18 protein-coding genes are annotated in these 20,603 nt (G+C 59.7%); 11 read left to right on the top strand and 7 right to left on the bottom strand.

All coding sequences use genetic code 11. From position 1 onward, the window contains the following. The first annotated feature begins 12 nt into the window (after nt 1-12). Genes FIV05_RS04360 through FIV05_RS04350 form a run of 3 tightly spaced genes read left to right on the top strand, consistent with a single transcriptional unit; the run spans nt 13 to nt 3,757 of the window. Nucleotides 13-918 (top strand): dihydrodipicolinate synthase family protein, encoded by a 906-nt coding sequence (locus FIV05_RS04360; protein ID WP_152511816.1) that lies wholly within the window; start codon nt 13-15, stop codon nt 916-918. A 2-nt stretch (nt 919-920) separates the two neighbouring features. Continuing rightward, complete coding sequence (locus FIV05_RS04355; protein WP_152508784.1) at nt 921-2,420, top strand: aldehyde dehydrogenase; 1,500 nt, start codon at nt 921-923, stop codon at nt 2,418-2,420. Next, entirely contained in the window at nt 2,417-3,757 is a 1,341-nt protein-coding gene (locus FIV05_RS04350) for an FAD-binding oxidoreductase (RefSeq protein WP_152508783.1), read from the top strand. Before FIV05_RS04355 ends, FIV05_RS04350 begins: the two co-directional genes overlap by 4 nt. Before the next feature lie 24 nt (nt 3,758-3,781). Here FIV05_RS04350 and FIV05_RS04345 read toward each other — a convergent pair whose 3' ends face one another. Further along, on the bottom strand, nt 3,782-4,804 hold the full coding sequence (locus FIV05_RS04345) for a permease (protein ID WP_152508782.1): 1,023 nt from the start codon (nt 4,802-4,804) through the stop codon (nt 3,782-3,784). Nucleotides 4,805-4,894: 90 nt separating this feature from the next. On the opposite strand from FIV05_RS04345, the gene FIV05_RS04340 reads away from it, so the two are divergent. Continuing rightward, nucleotides 4,895-5,740 (top strand): LysR substrate-binding domain-containing protein, encoded by an 846-nt coding sequence (locus FIV05_RS04340; RefSeq protein WP_055657034.1) that lies wholly within the window; start codon nt 4,895-4,897, stop codon nt 5,738-5,740. 15 nt (nt 5,741-5,755) lie between these two features. Here the strand turns inward: FIV05_RS04340 and FIV05_RS04335 are convergent, their stop codons facing one another. From FIV05_RS04335 to FIV05_RS04320, 4 genes are all read right to left on the bottom strand, one after another. Continuing rightward, on the bottom strand, nt 5,756-6,490 hold the full coding sequence (locus FIV05_RS04335) for an SDR family oxidoreductase (protein WP_152508781.1): 735 nt from the start codon (nt 6,488-6,490) through the stop codon (nt 5,756-5,758). Continuing rightward, nucleotides 6,487-7,218: an SDR family oxidoreductase gene (locus FIV05_RS04330; protein WP_152508780.1), complete on the bottom strand. Its 732-nt coding sequence runs from the start codon at nt 7,216-7,218 to the stop codon at nt 6,487-6,489. Before FIV05_RS04330 ends, FIV05_RS04335 begins: the two co-directional genes overlap by 4 nt. A gap of 13 nt (nt 7,219-7,231) precedes the next feature. After that, nucleotides 7,232-8,335, bottom strand: coding sequence for an enolase C-terminal domain-like protein (locus tag FIV05_RS04325; protein ID WP_152508779.1), 1,104 nt, complete (start codon nt 8,333-8,335; stop codon nt 7,232-7,234). A gap of 62 nt (nt 8,336-8,397) precedes the next feature. Next, a complete protein-coding gene (locus FIV05_RS04320; RefSeq protein WP_152508778.1) occupies nt 8,398-9,945 on the bottom strand; it encodes a trimethylamine methyltransferase family protein in 1,548 nt (515 codons plus the stop codon). Nucleotides 9,946-10,365: 420 nt separating this feature from the next. On the opposite strand from FIV05_RS04320, the gene FIV05_RS04315 reads away from it, so the two are divergent. The 4 genes from FIV05_RS04315 (at nt 10,366) to FIV05_RS04300 (ending at nt 15,848) form a co-directional block, all read left to right on the top strand. Continuing rightward, nucleotides 10,366-11,976 (top strand): ABC transporter substrate-binding protein, encoded by a 1,611-nt coding sequence (locus FIV05_RS04315; protein ID WP_022999163.1) that lies wholly within the window; start codon nt 10,366-10,368, stop codon nt 11,974-11,976. Between the two features lie 185 nt (nt 11,977-12,161). After that, nucleotides 12,162-13,118: an ABC transporter permease gene (locus FIV05_RS04310; protein ID WP_031268720.1), complete on the top strand. Its 957-nt coding sequence runs from the start codon at nt 12,162-12,164 to the stop codon at nt 13,116-13,118. A 10-nt stretch (nt 13,119-13,128) separates the two neighbouring features. Further along, nucleotides 13,129-14,193 carry an ABC transporter permease gene (locus FIV05_RS04305; RefSeq protein WP_152508777.1) on the top strand — a complete coding sequence of 355 codons (1,065 nt, stop codon included), beginning with the start codon at nt 13,129-13,131 and terminating at the stop codon, nt 14,191-14,193. Between the two features lie 2 nt (nt 14,194-14,195). Beyond that, nucleotides 14,196-15,848, top strand: coding sequence for an ABC transporter ATP-binding protein (locus FIV05_RS04300; protein WP_152508776.1), 1,653 nt, complete (start codon nt 14,196-14,198; stop codon nt 15,846-15,848). A gap of 95 nt (nt 15,849-15,943) precedes the next feature. On the opposite strand, the gene FIV05_RS31825 is transcribed toward FIV05_RS04300, so the two are convergent. Then, entirely contained in the window at nt 15,944-16,066 is a 123-nt protein-coding gene (locus FIV05_RS31825; RefSeq protein ID WP_022999159.1) for a hypothetical protein, read from the bottom strand. A gap of 242 nt (nt 16,067-16,308) precedes the next feature. On the opposite strand from FIV05_RS31825, the gene FIV05_RS31510 reads away from it, so the two are divergent. Genes FIV05_RS31510 through FIV05_RS04290 form a run of 3 tightly spaced genes read left to right on the top strand, consistent with a single transcriptional unit; the run spans nt 16,309 to nt 18,843 of the window. Next, nucleotides 16,309-16,461 carry a hypothetical protein gene (locus FIV05_RS31510; protein WP_158514224.1) on the top strand — a complete coding sequence of 51 codons (153 nt, stop codon included), beginning with the start codon at nt 16,309-16,311 and terminating at the stop codon, nt 16,459-16,461. Next, nucleotides 16,458-17,555 (top strand): carboxynorspermidine decarboxylase, encoded by a 1,098-nt coding sequence (gene nspC, locus FIV05_RS04295; protein WP_152508775.1) that lies wholly within the window; start codon nt 16,458-16,460, stop codon nt 17,553-17,555. The genes FIV05_RS31510 and nspC overlap by 4 nt, the downstream gene beginning before the upstream one ends. A gap of 49 nt (nt 17,556-17,604) precedes the next feature. Further along, entirely contained in the window at nt 17,605-18,843 is a 1,239-nt protein-coding gene (locus tag FIV05_RS04290; protein WP_075283753.1) for a saccharopine dehydrogenase family protein, read from the top strand. A gap of 365 nt (nt 18,844-19,208) precedes the next feature. On the opposite strand, the gene FIV05_RS04285 is transcribed toward FIV05_RS04290, so the two are convergent. Beyond that, complete coding sequence (locus tag FIV05_RS04285; protein WP_152508774.1) at nt 19,209-20,366, bottom strand: site-specific integrase; 1,158 nt, start codon at nt 20,364-20,366, stop codon at nt 19,209-19,211. Nucleotides 20,367-20,603 lie beyond the last annotated feature (237 nt).

Genomic DNA, 20,603 nt, shown 5'->3' with positions numbered 1-20,603 from the left:
ATGACCCCAATCATGAAGTTCGAAGGCATCTACACGCCCGTGGTCACGCCCTATAACGGCGAAGGCAACGTGGTCTGGGATGCCCTGGCCGCTGTAGTCGACCATCTTGTCGACAATGGTGTGCACGGCCTGATTTCCGGTGGATCAACGGGCGAAAACTATGCCCAGACCGTCGAGGAACGTCTCGAACTGGCGCGCTTTACCGCGCAAAGGCTTGCAGGCCGCCTGCCTCTGATCGTGGGAACGGGAACCATGAGGACACCGGATTCCATCGCGCTCGCAGAAGGTGCAGCGGAGCTCGGTGCCGATGCCATTCTGGTGGCAACACCGCCCTATTCGGTGCCGACGGAGCGGGAAAACGCGCTCAATGTCCTGACCATCGACCGGGCCGCCGATCTTCCGATCATGCTCTATAACTATCCAGGCCGGATGGGGGTGAACATGGGCGAGGAATTCCTCGACCGGGTTGGCCGTTCGCGCAATGTCTGCGCCATCAAGGAGAGCTCTGGCGACATCAACCGCGTTCACCTTCTGGCGCGCGACTACCCGCACATCCAGATGTCCTGCGGCATGGACGATCAGGCGCTGGAATTCTTCGCCTGGGGGGCACGCAGCTGGGTATGCGCCGGCTCGAATTTCCTGCCCGAAGAACATGTTGCCCTTTACCGGGCCTGCGCCGTCGAAGGGGATTTCAGCAAGGGGCGGCGGATCATGTCGGCAATGATGCCGCTGATGCGCGTTCTGGAACAGGGCGGCAAGTTCATTCAATGCGTCAAGCACGGGGTGGAAATGAGCGGGCTCTATGCCGGTCCGCCGCGCCCGCCGTTGAAGGCACTCAACAAGGACGACAAGCGCCAGCTCGACCAGGTCGTCCGGGTTCTGAAATCCACCATTCAAGACATCACGGCGGGAGAATGATCATGACCGACCTTCTGACGCGCGAGGAATACAAGGCGCTCGCTGCCGGCCTGACCTTGCCGACAAATGCCTTCATCGACGGCTCTTACCGCCCGGCGGCATCGGGAAAGACCTTCGAGACGGTCAATCCCGCCACCGGCGAGACACTCGCCTCCGTGGCAGCCTGCGGGGCCGAGGATGTCGATTTCGCAGTGCTGAAGGCCCGGGAGGCCTTTGAGGACGGCCGCTGGTCGAAGCTGCATCCGGCGGACCGCAAGGACACGCTGATCCGCTTTGCCAAGCTCATCACCCGCAACCGGCGGGAGCTGGCCGTGATGGAGAGCCTCGACAGCGGCAAGACGATCTACGATTGCGAAACCGTGGATGTGCCGGAGACGATCCATTGCCTGAAATGGCACGCAGAGGCGATCGACAAGATCTACGACCAGGTCTCGCCCGCCTCCGATGATCACATCGCCATGATCGTGCGCGAACCGGTTGGCGTCGTCGGGCTGGTTCTGCCCTGGAACTTTCCGCTGCTGATGCTCGCCTGGAAAATCGGTCCGGCGCTGGCGGCAGGATGTTCGGTCATCGTCAAGCCGGCCGAAGAAACATCGCTCACCGCCCTGCGCATTGCGGAACTTGCCATGGAAGCCGGCATTCCGCGGGGTGTCTTCAATGTCGTTCCCGGGTCCGGTCCGGACGTCGGCGAACCGCTTGGCCGGCACATGGATGTCGACATGATCTCCTTCACCGGCTCGACGGAAACCGGCCGCCGGTTCCTGCGCTATGCTGCCGACAGCAACCTGAAGGAGGTCGTTCTGGAAATGGGCGGCAAGAACCCGAGCGTTGTCCTGAAGGACGCCGAAAATCTCGACAGGGTGGCTGCTCACGTCGTCAATGGCGCGTTCTGGAACATGGGCGAGAACTGTTCGGCAAGTTCCCGCCTGATCGTGGAAGAAGACATCAAGGAAGCACTGCTGGAGCGCATCCTGGCCCATGCGCGGGAATGGACGATGGGCGATCCCCTTGATCCGGAGCATCGCGTCGGTGCGCTCGTCTCCAGCGATCATTTCGCCAAGGTCAGTTCCTATCTGGACAAGGGTGCAAAGGTGTTGATGGGCGGCGGCAGCCGCGATGGCGCCTTCGTCGAACCGACCGTTCTGGAAACCGATCCGGTGTCCACCATTGCGCGGGAGGAAATCTTCGGTCCTGTCTTGAGCGTTCTGACCGTGAGAAGCTTCGATGAGGCTATCGCGCTGGCCAACGATACGCAGTATGGCCTTGCAGCCTCGATCTTCACCGGCAACGCCAGAAAGGCGCTGCGTGGTGCCCGGGCGATCCGTGCCGGCACCGTGACCGTCAATTGCTTTGGTGAAGGCGACATCACCACACCGTTCGGAGGGTTCAAACAGTCCGGTTTCGGCGGGCGGGACAACAGTTTGGCGGCACACGACCAGTACACTCAGCTGAAGACCATCTGGCTGGATCTGTCCGACGACGAGGACGAGGCCGTCGGATGACGAAACGGGCCGCCGACACTCTGCCGAACCTGCAAGGCCCGGCGGCCTGGAACACCATCCTGCCGAAGCAGCAGCCTGCGCAGCTGCTGAGCGAACAGATCAGCGCGGATGTCACGATCATCGGCGCCGGTTTTGCCGGTCTGTCGGCGGCGCGGCGCCTGCTCCAGTCAGACCGAAATCTCAAGGTTGTCGTGCTCGACGCTTGCCGGGTTGCGGAAGGGTCGGCCGGACGCAATTCCGGATTCATGATCGACCTGCCGCATGAGCTGACATCGGAGGATTATGCCGGTAACGGTGACGACAAGTCTCTGATCGCCCTCAATCGAGAGGCAATCGGCTTTGCGCGTGGCGCGGTCGAGGACTACGGAATCGACAGGAACTTTTTTGATCCGGCAGGCAAGATCAACGGTGCGGCTAGTATCAAGGCCGATCATCATAACCGCAGTTATGCCGACCATCTGACGAGCCTCGGTGAAAAATATGAGCTGCTCGACCGGCAACAGATGGCGGACCTGACCGGTAGCAGACACTACGTTGGCGGACTTTATACCCCCGGTACCGTCATGCTGCAGCCTGCCGGATATATCCGCGGACTTGCCGCCGGACTTCGGCGGGAAGGCGTGCAGGTTTTCGAGCAAAGCCCGGTCCTATCTTTCGCCAGGGAAGGCGAAAGCTGGAAGGTGGAAACGCGATCCGGATCCGTTTCAACGGCAAAAGTCATCCTCACGGTCAATGGTCATCTGGAGAGTTTCGGTTTCGAACGAGACCGGCTGATGCAGCTGTTCCTGTTTGCCGTCATGACGCCCGAGCTGGACAGTGAGGCGTTGAAGAAACTTGGCGGCCAAAGCCGTTGGGGCATCACGCCATCTGATCCTATGGGGACGACCTTGCGCCGGATCGACGCCGGTCAGGGTGGAAACAGGATCGTTACGAGAACCTGCGCTGTGCTGAAACCCGACATGCGGCTGACCCCGGCAAGCGTGGAACGTGCGGCCCGTGTCATGCAACGCAAGTTCGACCGGCGTTTTCCGCAGTTGGCAGGGTTGAAGATGGAATACAAGTGGGCAGGACACCTTTGCCTGTCGCTGAACGGTGTCGCGGTCATGCGCGAACTGGAGCAGGACGTGTTTTCCGGTTGCGTGCAAAACGGTCTCGGCACCGCACGCGGAACCCTGACCGGCATGGGCGCTGCTGATCTCGCGCTGGGCCGGACCAGCAGTATTACCCGTCATTTCGGTGCTGAAGCCCGGCCGAAAAAACTGCCGCCACAGCCATTCCGGGAAATCGGCGCCAATGTCGTGCTGCGCTGGAAGGAATGGCGCGCGGCCGAGGAATGATCCCGGCCAGAGACCGACCGGACGTCAGTAGACCCATTCGAACACATAGCCCGAGATCAGTGACCCGGTAACGGCAAGCACCAGGTAAAGCAGAAATGGGCGCAGTTTCAGCACGGGAAATATCGCAAGTGCTCCCCAGATGCTGACAACACCTCCGGAGACCAGAAACGCCATCGCCGCGCCGGGCGACATGCCGTTGTCGACGAGACCGCGGGTCAGCGGCAAGGCCGCATAACCGTCGATATAGGCCGGTGCGCCGACGAAGACGGCGGCGGGTATGGCCCACCAGGTGCTCGAGCCAACATAGGCTGCCAGCGATCCCGGGGGCAGAGCTGCATTCAGCGCATATTCGGCAAAGAAGGCCGGGATCAGGCAGATCAGGATCAGCCGTGTCGTTGCCGCTGCCTGCCGCGCGAAGGCCTTGCGCCGGCTGCTGTTGCGCCAGACACGCGGTTCAAACGATGTCGCGCCGTCACAGCACCGCGCCGTCAATTTCGCGGCGAGCCCACCAGACCGCAGCGCCGCTTCACCGCTTCGCTCACGCGTGAGCGCTGCTGTGACGGATCCGCCAAATACACCCAGACCGAAGGCCGCCACGGTCTTGCCGACTGCAAAGGGGACACCGAGGGTCGCCGCCGTAGTCGCCAGCATGGCCGGGTCGGTAATCGGCGAGGACAGCCAGAACGCCATGACCGGGGCAAGGGGAACCCCGGCTGCCAGCAACCCGGCCATCAGAGGCAGGATCGTCACCCCGCAGACCGGCGTGATCGCCCCCATGGCAGACGCCACGAGGACCGCGCGCATGAGCCGTCCTTCAAACGCGCGGCCGATGATCCTGTCGGCACCGCTGGCCATGATCCAGGCCGTGAGGGCTATGCCCGGCACGACGAGCGGAGCAACTTGAAGGAGACCCTGTCCGGTGAACAGGATCCCCTGTTTGAAGAACTGCGGCCACAGCCAGACAAGCCCGGCGAGAAGGCCAGCTCCGGCTCCGGCGGCAATTCTTCGGGATCCAGAAAACGTGGCTGTTGCCGTCTGTCCTTCCATGAAGGCCTCCAGTGATTGACGGCTTCAGACTAGGCGTGATCTAAGTATTGGTGAAACGAATATCTTAAATGTCAGATATTGAAAAATTGGATGAATAATCTCGACAGTGAACTCCTCCGAACTTTTCTGGCGGTTGCCGGGACGGGCAGCGTCACGGAAGGTGCCCGCCTGATTGGCCGATCACAATCGGCAACCAGTCTTCAGATCATGCGCCTTGAAGAGGTGATCGGGCGGGATCTGTTCGAGCGGACCGGTCGCGGCGTGACACTTACGGAAACCGGACAGCGCCTGATGCCGGTCGCAAGGGATGTGAAAGAACGGCTGGATGCCGTCCTGAGGGAAATCACCGCCGATGGTTTGCGCGGAAAGCTTCGCCTCGGCATTCCTGACGACCATGGCCAGGCAAAGCTTGCGAAGATCCTGTCTGCCTTCGCACAATCGCACCCGCAGGTGGAGCTTGAGGTAACCTGTACGATCAGCACCGATTTCCCGGAATTGCTGTCCAGGGGAAGGTTGGATCTTGCCGTCTATGAGGTGGAAACGATCGGCAGAAACGAAGAAGTGGTTTTCGAGGACCCGACCTGCTGGGTAATGTCGCGTTACCGGGATCTTCTGGCCGAAGAGCCGGTTCCGGTCGCCCTTTTCGACCGCGCCTGCTGGTGGCGTGAGGCGGCCCTCAAATCGCTTGAGGCAAGAGGGAGGCCTTACCGGATTGCCTTTTCAAGCCAGAGCGTGGCGGGGGTAACGGCTGCCGTGGAAGCGGGTATTGCGATTGGGCTTCTGGGTCGGTCTACTCTCGCGGGCCACCTCAAGGTGCTTGGTAACGAGCATGGGTTTGCCTCGACTCCCATGTCGAAACTTGTCATCGGCGTTGCAGCCAGCGCCAATCAGGATCTTGTCAGGACAATGAAGTCCGCTATTCGGCAGGCATTTTGAACCGCTTCAAGCCCTTCAGGGCAAGCTTAACCGGGTCATTCTGCCACCATCAACGGTGTAGACCTGCCCTGTTATGAAACCGCTTTCCTCCGCTGCCAGGAAAGCGACCAAGGCGGCAACTTCCTCCGGCTTGCCCGTCCGGCCAGCCGGGTGGATCTTGCCAATATCGCGCCGGAAGGCATCTGGATCCGGGGTCGCCTTGATGAATTCGAGATTGAGTTCCGTATCGATCCAGCCTGGTGCAACCGCGTTGCAGCGGACACCGTCCTTGCCGTGATCGACCGCAACGGCGCGCGTCAGGCCGTGAAGCCCGGCCTTGGAGGCGGAATAGGCAGCGTGTAGCGGATTGCAGCCGATGCCTTCGATGGAGCCGACATTGACGACGCTTCCGCGTGTCTGGCGCAAATGCGGCAAGGCATGTTTGATCATCAGGAAAGGCGCGGTCAGATTGACCGCCAACGAGTGTTGCCAGTCGGCGAGCGACATATCTTCGATCGCCGCTTCCCGCATCAGGCCGGCATTGTTGACGAGCACATCCAGCCTGCCACTGTTCGTTACAACGTCTTCGATAATGCGGGCGGGGGCGTCCATGTCGGCAAAATCCGCCCGGACATGCTCAAACTCGGGATCCTCGCCGCGCTGGGCCGTGAAGACCCTGGCACCTTCATTTTGCAAGCGCCGGGCAATGGCACGACCAATGCCGCTTCGCCCGCCCGTGACAAGGGCAATCTTTCCTTCGAAGCGCATCATGACACCGGTTTCCCGCCGTTGACCTCAACCAGCGAGCCGCACATGTAGCGCGCGGCATCGGAGGCAAGAAACAGAACGACGTCCGCGATATCGTCCGGCCGCGCCACCCGGCCAAGCGGAACGGTCCTGCCGAGTTCGGCAATCGCCGTTGCGGGATCAAAGCCGCGCTTTTCGAACCCGGTACGCAGCATCGGTGTGTCGACCTCGTTCGGGCAGACGGCATTGATGTGGATGCCCTGGTGGGCATGGTCCCGGCCCATGCACTGGGTCAGGGAAGCGATCGCCGCCTTGGTCATGCAATAGACAGCGTGGTTCGGGCACGGATGAACACCCCAGCAAGAGGCGATGTTGACGATGGCCCCACCTCCGGCCTCCGCCAGCAACGGGATACCCGCCCTGCAGATGCGGAAAGGAGCTTCGACATTGACCCCGACCGACAGCGCCCAGTCCTGATCGCTGGTCTCGGTCACCGGTCCGCGGGTAATGACACCGGCGTTGTTGATGATGATGTCGAGGCCGCCAAGTGCCTTGGCCGCCGTGAGGGGCAGTGCGTCTGCATAAGCCGGGTCCAGCAGGTTTCCCGAAATCCGGACTTCCGCATCAACGGCATCGCAATTCCGGTCGGCTGCAGCCACGCGTGCCCCTTCTGCCCGCAGCATCTGGGAGATGACTTTGCCGATCCCACCGGCGGCGCCCGTCACAAGGGCGCGTTTGCCTTTAAAACGCATGTCGGTCTCCAGTTCAGAAAGAAGCCATGGCGGTGCCGAACAGGGTCTCATCCGGTTCGACACCAAGGCCCGGGCCTTGTGGCAGGGCAATGTGACCGTCCCGGATGCGAACGCCTTCGCCGATGGAATAACTGCCTTCGATCATGGGTTCCGCAAGCCAGACCCCTTCCAGCAGAGACGGCTTCACAGTGGCAGCAACATGGGTGCAGGCGGCGGCGATGATGTCGCCGCCCCAGGCATCGTCGCAGGTATGTGGCAGCGAGACGGCTTCGCAGATATCCCGGAACGCAGCCATCTGCTGCAGTCCGCCGATCCGGGTCACTTTCATGCCGAATCCATCGACCAGTCCGCGCCCGGCGGCACGGATGACCGTTGCCAGGTCGACACCGTTCTCGTCCATGTAAAGTCCATGGTGGATCTGCGGCCTGATCTTCTCCAGGTCCTCGATCCGGTTACAGGGCTGTTCCAGAATGAACGGAATATCCGGGCATTCGCGACTGACACGCAGCGCGTCTCGTGTGGTCCAGCCTCGGTTGCCGTCGACCGCAAGACGCATGCCGGATCCGGCGATCTTGTCCCAGACCCTGCGGATCGTCTCGATATCGCGCTCGACGTCCTTCCCGCTCATCTTGACCTGCAGGCGCGGGTAGCCTTCGTCCCGTTTCTCCGCGGCAATGCTGGCGATCTCTTCGGGAGCACCGACACCGGTTGCGTAATAAGAGGGAACGCGTTCCGCTGCGACACCACCGAGAAGGTCGGCAACCCTAAGGCCCAGATGTTTGCCGAGCAGGTCATGAACGGCAATGTCGATTGCCGCCTTTGCGTAGTTGTGCCCGTTGAGCTGGCCGTTCATGAGACGACCGATCGTCAGGGGCCGAACGTCCTGGCCAATCAGCGCGGGGGCGAGCTGCTGCAGCGCCGCCTGCGCTCCGCCGGAATATGCTTCGGCGTACGTCGGGCCGACGGGGCAGGTTTCCCCCCAGCCGGTAAGTCCGTTGTCCGCAGTCAGCTTGACCAGGGTGGTCTGGAGAGACCAGACCTCGGCGTTTGCCATCTTGTAGGGGCCGCCCCTGACCGGCAGGTCATGGCGGAAGAGCTCGACAGACTTGATTTTCATGAACCGCCTCGTAGGGCAGAAGAGAATGCACAGGCAGCCCGGTTTTGGGCCGGTACCGCGGTTCAATAGTCCTGGTTCAGCGCATCTGCCGCCGGGATTTCACGCTCGCGCCGCGCGATGTAGTCGAGAAGGGCCTCGTTTTTGGCGGGGTCGAGAGCAGGCTCCTGATACTCGGACAGAAGCTTGCGGGCGATGCCAAGCGCCCGTTCGGTGATCTCCACTTCTCCCTCGGCCTTCCATTGCTCGATGGAATTGTTGTCGAAGGTCTCCGGCATGAAGAACGCCCGCTGGAAATTCTCCTGGGTGTGCGGGTGCCCCAGGTAATGCCCGCCAGGGCCGACGTCGCGAATGGCGGCAAGGCCTTCGTCGAAATCGTCCCAGCGCGGGCCCTCCGCCATGCGGTAGGCCATTGCGCATTGCTCGGCGTCGACGATGAACTTGGCAACGGAGCAATGCATCCCGGCCTCGTTCCAGCCGGCCGCGTGCCAGACGTAGTTGGCACCTGAATGGATAACGGCGCTCAGCGTTGCTGCGCTCTCATACCCGGCTTGCGCGTCAAAGGTCTTGGCACCGCCGAGCGATCCGGAGGTCCGCCAGGGCACATCGTAGAACCGCGCCATCTGCCCGATCATGAAGTTCATCAGGCTGATCTCGGGGGTGCCGGCCATCGGCGCACCGGATTTCATCGAGACCGTCGACAGATAATGCCCGTAAATCGCAGGTGCGCCCTTCCGGATCACCTGGGTGTAGGCAAGGGCGCTCAGGGCTTCCGCGTTGAGCTGGGCGACGGCGGGGACGACGCTTGCCGGGGTATTGGCTCCGCCAAGCACGAAGGGGGAGCAGAGCACGGGCTGATTCCGTTTCGAAAAGGCCCGCATAGCTCCCAGCATGGTCTCGTCCCAAACCAGCGGAGAATTGCCGTTGCAGTTTCCTGTTGTGACCGGATGGGTCTCCAGATAGTCCTCACCGAACAGGATCGCGCACATTTCCATGACATCTTCGGCGTTCTTCGGGCTTGTCGTCATGCCCATGAAGGTCTTGTCCGAATACTTGATCGAAGAATAGGTGATGCGCAGGTGCCGGTGGCTGATGGGGTGGTCGTAGGGCTCCACGATGTGGTGGGCGCTGGAATGCAGGGCCGGCAGCATGTGGCTGAGCTTGTGGAACATGGCCAGGTCCGCAAGCGTTGGATTGCGCCGCTCATTGTCGAGATCACGCAGAAATGGTGCCCCGGTCATCGGCACGAAGATCGAACGATCTCCTCCGAGCGGGACATTCTTTGCCGGATTGCGGGCATGATAGGTGAAGCTGGATGGGATCGAACTGATGAGCTCACGCACCAGCTCCCGGTCCAGGTAGACCTTCTCTCCCTCGACCTTGGCACCGGCCCGCTTCCAGTCTGCAAGGGCAATCGGATCGCGAAAGACGATACCAACCTCTTCCAGGATTGCCATGGAGGCATCGTCCAGCTTTCGGATCTGCTCTTCGTCCATGGGTTCGCACAGGGGAAGGGTGCGCCGCAGACCGGGCTGCATGGTATGGTCGGGAGCGGTGCGAATAGCCCGGCGGCCGGCACGGCCGCCGCTGCGGCTGCGTTGGGCAACACTCATCTTGTTCTCCGGTAATCGGTTATTTTGACAAGAAGAATGCGCCTGATTTACCGCCCGACAGTGCCGAAATACGAACTGGCACTGCATTTTCCGACATTGTTGGAGAATAATCGTTTTTCATCTAAAAGAATTATCTGAGATCTGTATCAGTAGACCAGAATATACGCGCGTAGCATTTTCCGTGCCTGTCTGAAAATCAAAAATCATTCATAATAATGTTGCTGTGCACAATATCTGGGCAGCCAGTCAACATTAAACATTTTAAATGAGGAATTTATCCATGGGGGTGGCCGAGCAGGGGCAGTTCGTGTTTTGCTATGTAAATGTCGCAAATGAGCATCATGGTTACAAAAAAACAACGGATGCTACGTTTGGGAAATTGGCAAGTGACTGTTCAAGAAGAACCGGAAGGGGAGACAGATGACGAAGTCCAAAGATGCCGAGATGCTCGAAAGGCTTGAAGCAGCGGCCCGCACGGGAGGAATCAGTAAGCGTGATTTCCTTCGCTATTCCGTGCTGGCCGGATTGACAGCAAGCACCGCAACAGGCCTGTGGTCGACCGAGGCGAAAGCCCAGCCCAAGCAGGGCGGGACGTTCCGCTGGGGGATCCACGACGGCAACACCTCAGATTCTCACGATCCGGGTACCTATCTGACCCGCGTGATGATTTTCCTCGCCCACACGCACCGCAGCTACCTGACTATGATCATGGGCGACGGGTCGCTTGGGCCGGATCTGGCCGACAGCTGGGAAGCCAGCGAGGATGCGTCCGAATGGACCTTCAAGATTACTGAAAACGCCGAGTTCCACAGCGGCAGGAAACTGACGGCTGACGATGTCATCGCATCGCTGAACCACCACCGCGGCGACAAGACAACCTCCGCAGCCAAGGCGCTGCTGACGGATGTCACCGACATCACCAAGGATGGCGACTACACCGTTGTCGTGAAGCTGTCCGGCGGCAACGCCGACTTCCCATGGCTGATGACCGACTATCACATGGCGATCTGCCCGGCCAACGACGACGGCACGATCGACTGGCAGTCCGGCGACGGCACAGGTCCCTACAAGATCGACAACGGCGAGTTCGGCGTCCAGTTCAGCCTCAGCCGGCATGACGGCTGGCACCGTGAGGGCGCCTATTTCGACAAGGTCGAGCTGATCACCCTGAACGATCCGAACGCTCGTCAGACGGCGCTTGTGACCGGCGATGTGGATGCGGTCTCGCTGATCGAGCTGAAGACCATGGGTCTGCTGCAGCGCAATCCGAACATCAAGATCCACAACATCCCGTCCGCGGGCGCGATCACGCTGCCGATGTTCTGTGACACGGCACCGTTCGACAATCCGGACGTGCGCAACGCGCTTAAGCTGGCCATGAACCGGGATGACATCATCGAGAAGATCACCTTCGGTGCTGCCACCAAGGGCAATGACTTCCACCATTCGCCGGCCCAGCCTTACTGGCCGGACGACATCCCGCAGCGTGATTACGATCCGGACCAGGCCAAGTCCCTGCTCAAGAAAGCGGGCGCGGAAGGTCTCACGGTCAGCCTCAGCACCGCGGACAGCGTCTATGCGGGTGCGGTCGACATGGCGGTACTTTATGCCGAACACGCCAAGGCGGCGGGTATCAACATCAATGTCGTGCGTGAACCGAACGACGGTTACTATTCCGACGTCTGGCTGAAGAAGCCGTTCTGTCTCGTGTCCTGGGGTGCGCGTCCGACACCTGATGTCATGTACACGCTGGCCTACAAGAACGACGCGGCCTGGAACGAGTCTCACTGGAAAAACCCGCGCTTCAACGAGCTTCTGCTTCAGGCCAAGGCCGAGTTGGACGACACCCGGCGCGCGGAAATGTACCGCGAGATGGCGATGCTGGCCCGGGACGATGGCGGCACCATCATCCCGTTCTTCAACAACTTCGTTTACGCCAACAGCGCGAAGGTGGGCACGCCCGAGAAACTGGCTGCCAGCTGGGAAAATGACGGCGCGCGTGCCGCCAGCCGCTGGTGGTTCGAGTCCTGATTGAGGGGTTAGGCGGCGGCTAAGGCCGCCGCCTGCAATTTGGCCCTGCCCCGGACGCGGGACGGGCCGACCTGGACGGACAGGGCTCCTGCCAACGCAAAGCAAAAAGAGCTGACAGGAACCTGCCCGATATGTGTCCGGCGGCGCTATGTGCCGTGCCGGGCTTTCCTATTCTGGAGGGACAAATGGGGGACATCCTACAGCTGGTCCTAAAGAGACTTGGCTTAGGTGCGATCACGCTACTAGTGGTCTCTATCCTGATCTTTTTTGCAGTTGAACTGCTGCCCGGCGATATTGCCCAGGCCGTTCTTGGACAGGGAGCAACGCCTGAAACCGTCGCCGCCCTGCGAGAGAAGCTCGGCCTCGACCAGCCCGCGATCCTGCGATATTTCCAATGGCTCGGCGGTGCACTCACCGGTGACTTCGGCGTCTCGCTCGTCTCTGGCGAGCGGGTCAGTGCTGCCATCAGCGACCGGTTCGTCAACACGCTTTTCCTGGCGACCTACGCGGCTGTCATCGCGGTGCCGGTTTCCATTGTTCTCGGCGTGATTGTCGCTCTCCTGCGCAATACCCTGTTCGACAGGGTCGCCAACGTGGTCACGCTGACATCGATTTCCTCTCCGGAATTCTTTCTCGGCTACATCCTCATTCTCTACCTGGCGGTCAAGACCAACTACTTCCCCGCCATTGCCAGCCTCAGCGCGGACATGAGCTTCGGGGATCTGTTGCATCGAACCTTCCTGCCGGCGCTGACCCTGGTGCTGGTGGTGACGGCGCACATGATGCGCATGACACGCGCGGCGATCATCAACCTTCTGGCCTCGCCCTACATCGAGATGGCACGGCTGAAAGGCGTTCCGCCCTGGAAGGTGATCGTCAAACACGCTCTGCCCAACGCCTGGGCGCCGATCATCAACGTCGTCGCCCTCAATCTCGCCTACCTCATTACCGGTGTGGTTCTGGTGGAAGTTGTCTTCGTCTATCCGGGCGTGGGCCAGCTTCTGGTGGACGCGGTTGCCAAACGCGATTTCCCGATCGTGCAGGCCTGCTGTCTGATCTTCGCGGCAACCTTCATCCTGCTGAACCTGGCAGCCGATGTGGGCGCGATCCTGACCAATCCGCGTTTGCGGCATCCGAAATAAGGGCAGCGACATGAGCACATTCGTTATTGGCTACTATGCGCTGCTGATCGGGGCTTCCTGCCTGGCGGCCTATTTCAACAAGCGCAACGTCTTCATTCTTGTCTTTTCCCTGACGATGATCTCCTTCATCGCGGGGATCATCGGCGGCGCTCCGGCGCTGCGGTTCATCACTACGGCTGCCGGTCTTCTGGCACTGGCCGCCGGAACATCCTACGCGTTCCGGGAATTCCTGATCATCATCACGCCCGCCGGTGTCTCCAAGGAGTTGCGGACCGCACCTCTCACGGCCGCCTTCGGCATGTTCGTGATCTTCACCTACGCCATCGCCGGGGTCTTTGCCCCCGTGATTGCACCTTTCGGTGAAGCGCAAGTCATTTCGTCGGCCTTTGCACCGCCGGATGAAACCATGCTTCTGGGGGCCGACCAGCTCGGCCGCGACATGTTCAGCCGTATCATCTACGGTGCCCGCAACTCTGTCGGTCTCGCGCTGCTGGCAACCATGCTGGCCTTCTTCATGGGAGCATTTGCAGGCCTGCTTGCTGCCACCAAGGGCGGTTGGTTCGATCAGTTCATCGGCCGTGTCGCAGACGTCATCATGTCCGTTCCGTCACTGATCTTCGCCCTGCTGATGCTCAGTATCTTCGGCACCAACCTGGTGGTGATCGTGATTGTCGTTGCCGTCATCTATTCGCCACGCGTCTTCCGCCTTACCCGTGCGGTTGCCGGCAACGTGGTGGTGATGGACTACATCGAAGCGGCCAAGCTGCGCGGCGAGGGCACCTGGTACCTGATCCGCCGGGAAATCCTGCCTAACTCGACAGCACCGCTGATCGCCGAATTCGGTCTCGAATTCTGCTTCGTGTTCCTGCTGATCGCAGGCCTGTCGTTCCTTGGCCTCGGTATTCAGCCGCCGACCGCCGACTGGGGCTCCATGGTGCGTGAGAACGCGACATTGATTTCCTTTGGCGAAATGACGCCGCTGATCCCGGCGGCCGCCATTGCGCTTCTGACTGTCGCGGTGAATTTCGTCGTCGACTGGATGCTGTTCCGGTCTTCCGGCCTGAAGGAGGTTTGAGAATGGTGCCGAAAAAAGACGTACTGCTTCGGGTCACCGATCTCCGGATCGAGGGATACTCGGACGAAAAATGGGTCGAGATCGTTCATGGCGTCAACCTTACCCTGCACAAGGGGGAAGTGTTGGGGCTGATCGGAGAATCGGGTGCCGGCAAATCGACCATCGGCCTCGCCTCCATGGGCTTTGCCCGCGACGGTTGCCGGATTTCCGGCGGCTCCATCGAGTTCGACGGCATGGAACTGACGACGACGCCGGAGAGCGATCTCCGGGCGTTGCGCGGATCGCGCATCGCCTATGTCGCCCAGTCGGCAGCTGCCTCGTTCAATCCGGCACACCGGATTATCGACCAGCACACGGAAGCGCCGATCCAGTACCGCATTCAAAAGCGGGTCGAGGCGCAGGAAGACGCCATGGAGCTTTACGAGCGGCTGCGCCTTCCCAACCCGAACGAAATCGGCTTCCGCTATCCCCACCAGGTCTCTGGCGGCCAGTTGCAGCGCGCGATGACCGCCATGGCCATGGCGTGCCGGCCGGATCTCATCATCTTCGATGAGCCGACCACCGCGCTGGACGTGACCACGCAGATCGAGGTTCTGGCGGCGATCCGGGACATTGTCGACCAGTTCAACACCGCGGCGATCTACATCACGCACGATCTAGCGGTGGTGGCGCAGATGGCCGATACTATCAAGGTGTTGCTCAAGGGCGAGGAAGTCGAAGAGGCGCCGACCGAGCAGATGCTCGGGTCTCCCAAGGAGGACTACACCAAGAGCCTTTGGGCCGTCCGCAGCTTCCAGCGGCCGCAGAAGCAGCGGCCGACCGAGGCAGGTGCCATTCCGATCGTTTCCGTGCAGGGAATTGATGCGGCTTACGGCAAGACCAAGGTGCTGGATGATGTCTCCTTCGACATCTATCCGGGCATGACGGTTGCGGTTGTCGGCGAATCCGGTTCCGGCAAGTCGACAACGGCGCGCTGTATCACCGGTCTGTTGCCGCCCACCAAGGGGCAGATCCTGTTCAAGGGCGAGCCGTTGCCGCCGCGCTATCAGGACCGCAGCAAGGATCAGCTTCGCCAGGCGCAGATGATCTACCAGATGGCCGATACCGCGCTGAACCCGAAGATCAGGATCAGCGAGATCATCGGTCGTCCGGCCCAGTTCTATGGCGGGCTGCACGGCGCGAAACTGAAAAACCGTGTCGACGAGCTTTTGGACCTGATCGAGCTGGACCCGTCAAAATTCTACAATCGTTATCCGCCGGAGCTTTCCGGCGGCCAGAAACAGCGTGTGGGCATTGCCAGGGCCCTGGCGGCCGACCCGGCCTTCATCATCTGCGACGAGGTGACGAGCGCGCTCGACCAGCTTGTGGCGGAAGGTATCCTGAAGCTGCTCGATCGGCTGCAGCAGGAGTTCAACCTGGCCTACATGTTCATTACCCATGACCTGGCGACGGTGCGCTCCATCGCGGACGAGGTTGTGGTGATGCAGCGCGGCAAGGTGGTGGAGCAGGGGCCGAAGGACGAGATGTTCACGCCGCCGCATCATCCCTACACGGATCTGCTTCTGTCTTCGGTTCCCGAAATGGATCCGAACTGGCTGACGACGCTTCTGGAAGAGCGCGGCACCGATTCCATTGGCGAAGCCGCCGACGTTTGATCGCCGGCGGTTTGCCTGCCTTAAAATGCAATCACCCCCGGAGGTCGCTCCGGGGGTGATTGAAACTCTGCCGACGTTTCGTCAGGCGTGCGGGATCAGCCGACCATCAGGTAGCCGGAAAGAGCCATCGCACCCACGATAACGGCGTAAACGCCGACAAGCGCCGGCCAGGAGCCGCTCTGTGCCTTGTATTCGCGAATGAGATCGTCCCGGGTCATGCCGACCTCCAGAATTTGCCCAACTCTTGAGCGGGCTGGTGAATATTTGATCTGCCGGACAAATACGGGAGGAAAGTTAAGATTTCAATGAGTGAAAGCACGAATCTCCCTCCTATTTTTGCATAACTGTTCTGCGTTCCATTCACGTAAAGCATAGCAGCTCGGATAAACCGGGAGATTGCGGTTCAACCGGCTGACTGGCAGTTGAAAGAAAGACGTCTCGGGCCCTTGCAAGGTCCTGCATGGAGACGGTATCCGTCACGCCGACAGCGAAGCTGGAACGCCTTGTGGCGAACCGGCCGGTCCGGACAACCGGGCAACCGGAAATCGCTCCCAATCACCTGTCCGCGCGGCCCGAACCGGTCGCAGGCAACGATGGCGACGGAACCAGATGATCGAGACACCCTACTATCTGATCGACAAGGCGAAGCTGCTCCGCAACATGGAGAAGATCGCCTACGTTCGAGAGCGGTCTGGCGCGAAGGCCCTGCTGGCGCTCAAGTGCTTTGCGACCTGGTGTGTTTTCGACTTCATGCGCGAGTACATGGACGGCACCACGTCGTCTTCTCTGAACGAAGTCCGGCTGGGGCATGAGCGCTTCGGCAAGGAAACCCACGCCTATTCCGTGGCCTATGCCGACTACGAGATCGATGAAGTGATCTCCCATGCCGACAAGATCATCTTCAATTCCATCAGCCAGCTGGAACGGTTCGCGGACAAATCCGCAGGCATCGTGCGCGGGCTGCGCCTCAACCCGATGGTCAGCTCCTCCAGTTTTGACCTTGCCGACCCGGCCCGGCCTTTCTCCCGCCTCGGAGAATGGGACGTCACCAAGATTGAAAAGGTCATGGACCGGATCAGCGGTTTCATGATCCACAACAACTGCGAAAATGCCGATTTTGCGCTGTTCGACCGCATGCTTGGCGATATCGAGGAAAAGTTCGGCGGGCTTTTGAGCCGGGCGGAATGGGTCAGCCTGGGGGGCGGTATCCATTTCACGGGGGACGACTACCCACTCGACCTCTTCGCCGACCGCCTCAAGGCCTTCGCCGAAAAATACGGCGTTCAGGTTTACCTGGAACCGGGCGAAGCCTCGATCACCCGGTCGACCACACTGGAGACAACGGTGCTCGACACGCTCTTCAACGGCAAGAACCTGGCCATCGTCGATGCGTCCATCGAGGCTCATATGCTCGATCTGCTGATTTACCGCGAGACCGCGAAGGTGACCCCCAACGAAGGGCCGCACAGCTACATGATTTGTGGCAAGTCCTGCCTTGCCGGCGACATATTCGGCGAGTTCAACTTCCCTGCCGAACTCAAGACCGGTGACCGGGTTTCCATTCAAGATGCGGCGGGTTACACGATGGTCAAGAAAAACTGGTTTAATGGCGTGAAAATGCCCGCGATTGCGGTCAAGGAAGTGGACGGCACTGTCCACGTTGCTCGTGAGTTTTCGTACCAGGACTACGAGCAAAGTCTGTCTTGAGACTTGAACCCCGAACACCCCCAAGGTCCAAGGAAGGTATCTTTATCAAATGAAAAAGACTGTTCTCATCATCGGCGCCGGAGGTGTCGCTCAGGTGGTGGCGCATAAGTGCGCTCAGAACAATGATGTTCTCGGCGATATACATATCGCCTCGCGCACCAAATCCAAATGCGACGACATCATCGCAACCGTGCATGCCAAGAAGGCGCTGAAGCAGCCGGGTGTTCTGGAAGGACACGAACTCAACGCTCTGGACATTGCCGCAACCAGCGCGCTGATCCGCAAAACCGGTGCGCAGATCGTCATCAATGTCGGCACCGCCTTCCTGAACATGTCCGTCCTCAGCGCCTGTCTGGAGACGGGAGCGGCCTATATCGACACGGCCATTCACGAAGAGCCGGGCAAGATCTGCGAGACCCCGCCCTGGTATGGCAACTACGAATGGAAACGGGCCGAGGAATGCGCCGCAAAGGGCGTCACCGCCATTCTGGGCGCCGGTTTCGACCCGGGCGTCGTCAACGCCTATGCCCGCCTTGCCAAGGACGACTATCTCGACAAGGTGACCGAGGTCGATATCGTCGACATCAACGCCGGCAGCCACCAGCGCTATTTCGCCACCAACTTTGATCCGGAGATCAACTTCCGGGAGTTCACCGGCACGGTCTATTCCTGGCAGCAGGGCAAGTGGCAGGAAAACAAGATGTTCGAGATCGGCAAGGAATATGACCTGCCGGTGGTCGGCAAGCGCATGGCCTATCTGTGTGGCCACGACGAAGTGCATTCCCTTGCAAAGAACATGGACGGCGCGGACGTCCGGTTCTGGATGGGCTTCGGCGAGCACTACATCAACGTCTTCACCGTTCTGAAGAACATCGGCCTCCTGTCCGAGCAGCCGGTCAAGACGGCGGAAGGACTGGAAGTCGTACCGCTGAAGGTGGTCAAGGCGTGTCTGCCGGATCCGTCTTCGCTGGCGCCTGAATACACCGGCAAGACCTGCATCGGTGATTTCGTGAAAGGCACCAAGGACGGCAAGGAGCACGAGGTGTTCATCTACAATGTTGCCGACCACAAGGAAGCTTATGAGGAAGTCGGCAGCCAGGGCATTTCCTACACTGCGGGCGTTCCGCCGGTCGCGGCTGCCATGCTGATCGCCACTGGCGAATGGGACGTGAAGAAGATGGCCAACGTGGAAGAACTGCCGCCGCATCCCTTCCTCGGCATCCTCAACCGCATCGGCCTGCCGACCCGCATCAAGGACGCCAACGGCGACCGCGCCCTGGAGTTCTAGGTCCAGGCCTTTTCCAGCGGATCAACCTGCACAGCCCCGGTTACAATCGGGGCTGTTTGCGTTTCAGTCAACCGCAAACGGGCTGCAACGTGCCCTCAGGCCCCGCCCACGAACAGAAAGCCGTCCTTTCGCAAAAATATCCTGCAGCCTGCCTGCCCAGGCCGGTCCTCTGAGCGCCCGATTTGGTCGCTTTGAAATTCAGGTAGAGAAGGGTGTTCACAGAAAGGCAAAAACGCCCATCGCAGCGAGCCAATGCCCAATGGCTGATCAAGATAATGAAAGTCAGGAGAATTGGCGCACCCGACAGGATTCGAACCTGTGACCTCTGCCTTCGGAGGATTGTGTAAATCCATAAGATATTGAATTCATGCGATTTCTCGATTTTCCGTGTTCTCGAAATTTTCCGATTTTTCCCGGATTTCTCTTTCCCTGGAATTGATTCCGCGAGCATTTCGCGAACGTCCTAATCGCTGCGCCATGTCACGAATATGGTCCGTATTGAAATGAGAATAGACCTTCTCCAGGGTCTGGAAGCTCATCGCCATGTACTCTGAGACGTCGGAGATTTTCTCGCCAGCCTGAACCAGAAGACTCACGCGGGTATGGCGAAGCGTGTGTGGTGTGACCTGCTTCAAGCCTGCTTTTTTTGCCGCTTGCCGAAAGCCTTTGTCGATACTTTTGACGCGTCTTGTCGGATCGTGTTTTTGATGAAAGACGAAGTTGGTCTTGTCGCCATAAAGGTCGAACCTGCGTTTCAGATGCCTCGATAGCTCCGGAGGCATCGGGATATAAGATCGAGGTTTGCCACCCTCTGGATCATCTTCCTCATCGAACTCCGCGCCTTCCTTGTTGAAATTCAGCATCCCCGCCTCGAAATCGATTTGCGACCATTCCAGCTCCATGATCGCGTTTTTACGGGCTCCCGTGTAATAGGCGATCATCAGAAATAGCCGCAAAGTGAATTTGCTTCGGTACTCATCGCCAGCAGCCCAAAACAGGCGCACATACTCGGACTGCGTCAGCCATCGCTTCCTGGGTTTGCCGTCCTTTGGAAGTTCAGGAAAGCGAAACTCCTGCAAACGGTTCATTCGGATTGCATGATTGACTGCGGATCTAAGGTCCGTGAGTTCGCGGCGGCAGGTCGACCGCTTGCGAGAACTCGTCCTCCAGTATTGCTCGACCGTCTCCGGGTTGATCTGATCAACGGTTTTATCCTGCCAGAATGTAAGGAGATTGGATAACGAGTAGCTCAGGCGTTCTGCCGCTTTCTTTCCCATTTTGAAGTTTGCGTAGTCATCCAACGTTTGGGCAATTTTCATTTTGTGTGGCGGAACGGGGCGCCCTGTTCGTTGGGTACGCCTATCCCTCAGGAAGTCTTCGAGCTTTTCCTCAGCTTCGTCACGGTTCGAAGTACCTGTTGAACACTCACGTCTTTTTCCAGTCTCGGGATCGTGGAAGACAATGAAGAAGAACGGCCGGTTCTTGCGCTTTTTGAGTTTTGGTGGGTCTGCGGGTCTTGGCATGGCTCAATCGTGCTTCGTTCAATCAACTCTTCAATTGCTCCTTCTGGAAGGAACAGGCTCCCATCAATCCTCACGTGCCGGATCTTGCCCTGGCTGATCCAGGCACGGATGCGTTTCTCGGTGAAGATTGTACGTTCAGCGGCTTGTTTCGGGGTTTCTAGATTCATTTCAGCCTTTCCCTTGAACGGAATAGGTGGGCGTGGCACCATACAGCGAATATGGGTCAATAAAGGCGAA

It is taken from the genome of Labrenzia sp. THAF191a (genome assembly GCF_009363335.1).
Lineage (GTDB): Bacteria > Pseudomonadota > Alphaproteobacteria > Rhizobiales > Stappiaceae > Roseibium > Roseibium algicola.
This window is presented reverse-complemented; position numbering and strand designations above follow the sequence as displayed.

Bases quoted from the DNA above. Each gene is read 5' to 3' on its own strand.
- FIV05_RS04360 (WP_152511816.1), top strand. From the start codon at position 13: ATGAAGTTCGAAGGCATCTACACGCCCGTGGTCACGCCCTATAACGGC.
- FIV05_RS04355 (WP_152508784.1), top strand. From the start codon at position 921: ATGACCGACCTTCTGACGCGCGAGGAATACAAGGCGCTCGCTGCCGGC.
- FIV05_RS04350 (WP_152508783.1), top strand. From the start codon at position 2,417: ATGACGAAACGGGCCGCCGACACTCTGCCGAACCTGCAAGGCCCGGCG.
- FIV05_RS04345 (WP_152508782.1), bottom strand. From the start codon at position 4,804: ATGGAAGGACAGACGGCAACAGCCACGTTTTCTGGATCCCGAAGAATT.
- FIV05_RS04340 (WP_055657034.1), top strand. From the start codon at position 4,895: ATGAATAATCTCGACAGTGAACTCCTCCGAACTTTTCTGGCGGTTGCC.
- FIV05_RS04335 (WP_152508781.1), bottom strand. From the start codon at position 6,490: ATGATGCGCTTCGAAGGAAAGATTGCCCTTGTCACGGGCGGGCGAAGC.
- FIV05_RS04330 (WP_152508780.1), bottom strand. From the start codon at position 7,218: ATGCGTTTTAAAGGCAAACGCGCCCTTGTGACGGGCGCCGCCGGTGGG.
- FIV05_RS04325 (WP_152508779.1), bottom strand. From the start codon at position 8,335: ATGAAAATCAAGTCTGTCGAGCTCTTCCGCCATGACCTGCCGGTCAGG.
- FIV05_RS04320 (WP_152508778.1), bottom strand. From the start codon at position 9,945: ATGAGTGTTGCCCAACGCAGCCGCAGCGGCGGCCGTGCCGGCCGCCGG.
- FIV05_RS04315 (WP_022999163.1), top strand. From the start codon at position 10,366: ATGACGAAGTCCAAAGATGCCGAGATGCTCGAAAGGCTTGAAGCAGCG.
- FIV05_RS04310 (WP_031268720.1), top strand. From the start codon at position 12,162: ATGGGGGACATCCTACAGCTGGTCCTAAAGAGACTTGGCTTAGGTGCG.
- FIV05_RS04305 (WP_152508777.1), top strand. From the start codon at position 13,129: ATGAGCACATTCGTTATTGGCTACTATGCGCTGCTGATCGGGGCTTCC.
- FIV05_RS04300 (WP_152508776.1), top strand. From the start codon at position 14,196: ATGGTGCCGAAAAAAGACGTACTGCTTCGGGTCACCGATCTCCGGATC.
- FIV05_RS31825 (WP_022999159.1), bottom strand. From the start codon at position 16,066: ATGACCCGGGACGATCTCATTCGCGAATACAAGGCACAGAGCGGCTCC.
- FIV05_RS31510 (WP_158514224.1), top strand. From the start codon at position 16,309: ATGGAGACGGTATCCGTCACGCCGACAGCGAAGCTGGAACGCCTTGTG.
- nspC (WP_152508775.1), top strand. From the start codon at position 16,458: ATGATCGAGACACCCTACTATCTGATCGACAAGGCGAAGCTGCTCCGC.
- FIV05_RS04290 (WP_075283753.1), top strand. From the start codon at position 17,605: ATGAAAAAGACTGTTCTCATCATCGGCGCCGGAGGTGTCGCTCAGGTG.
- FIV05_RS04285 (WP_152508774.1), bottom strand. From the start codon at position 20,366: ATGCCAAGACCCGCAGACCCACCAAAACTCAAAAAGCGCAAGAACCGG.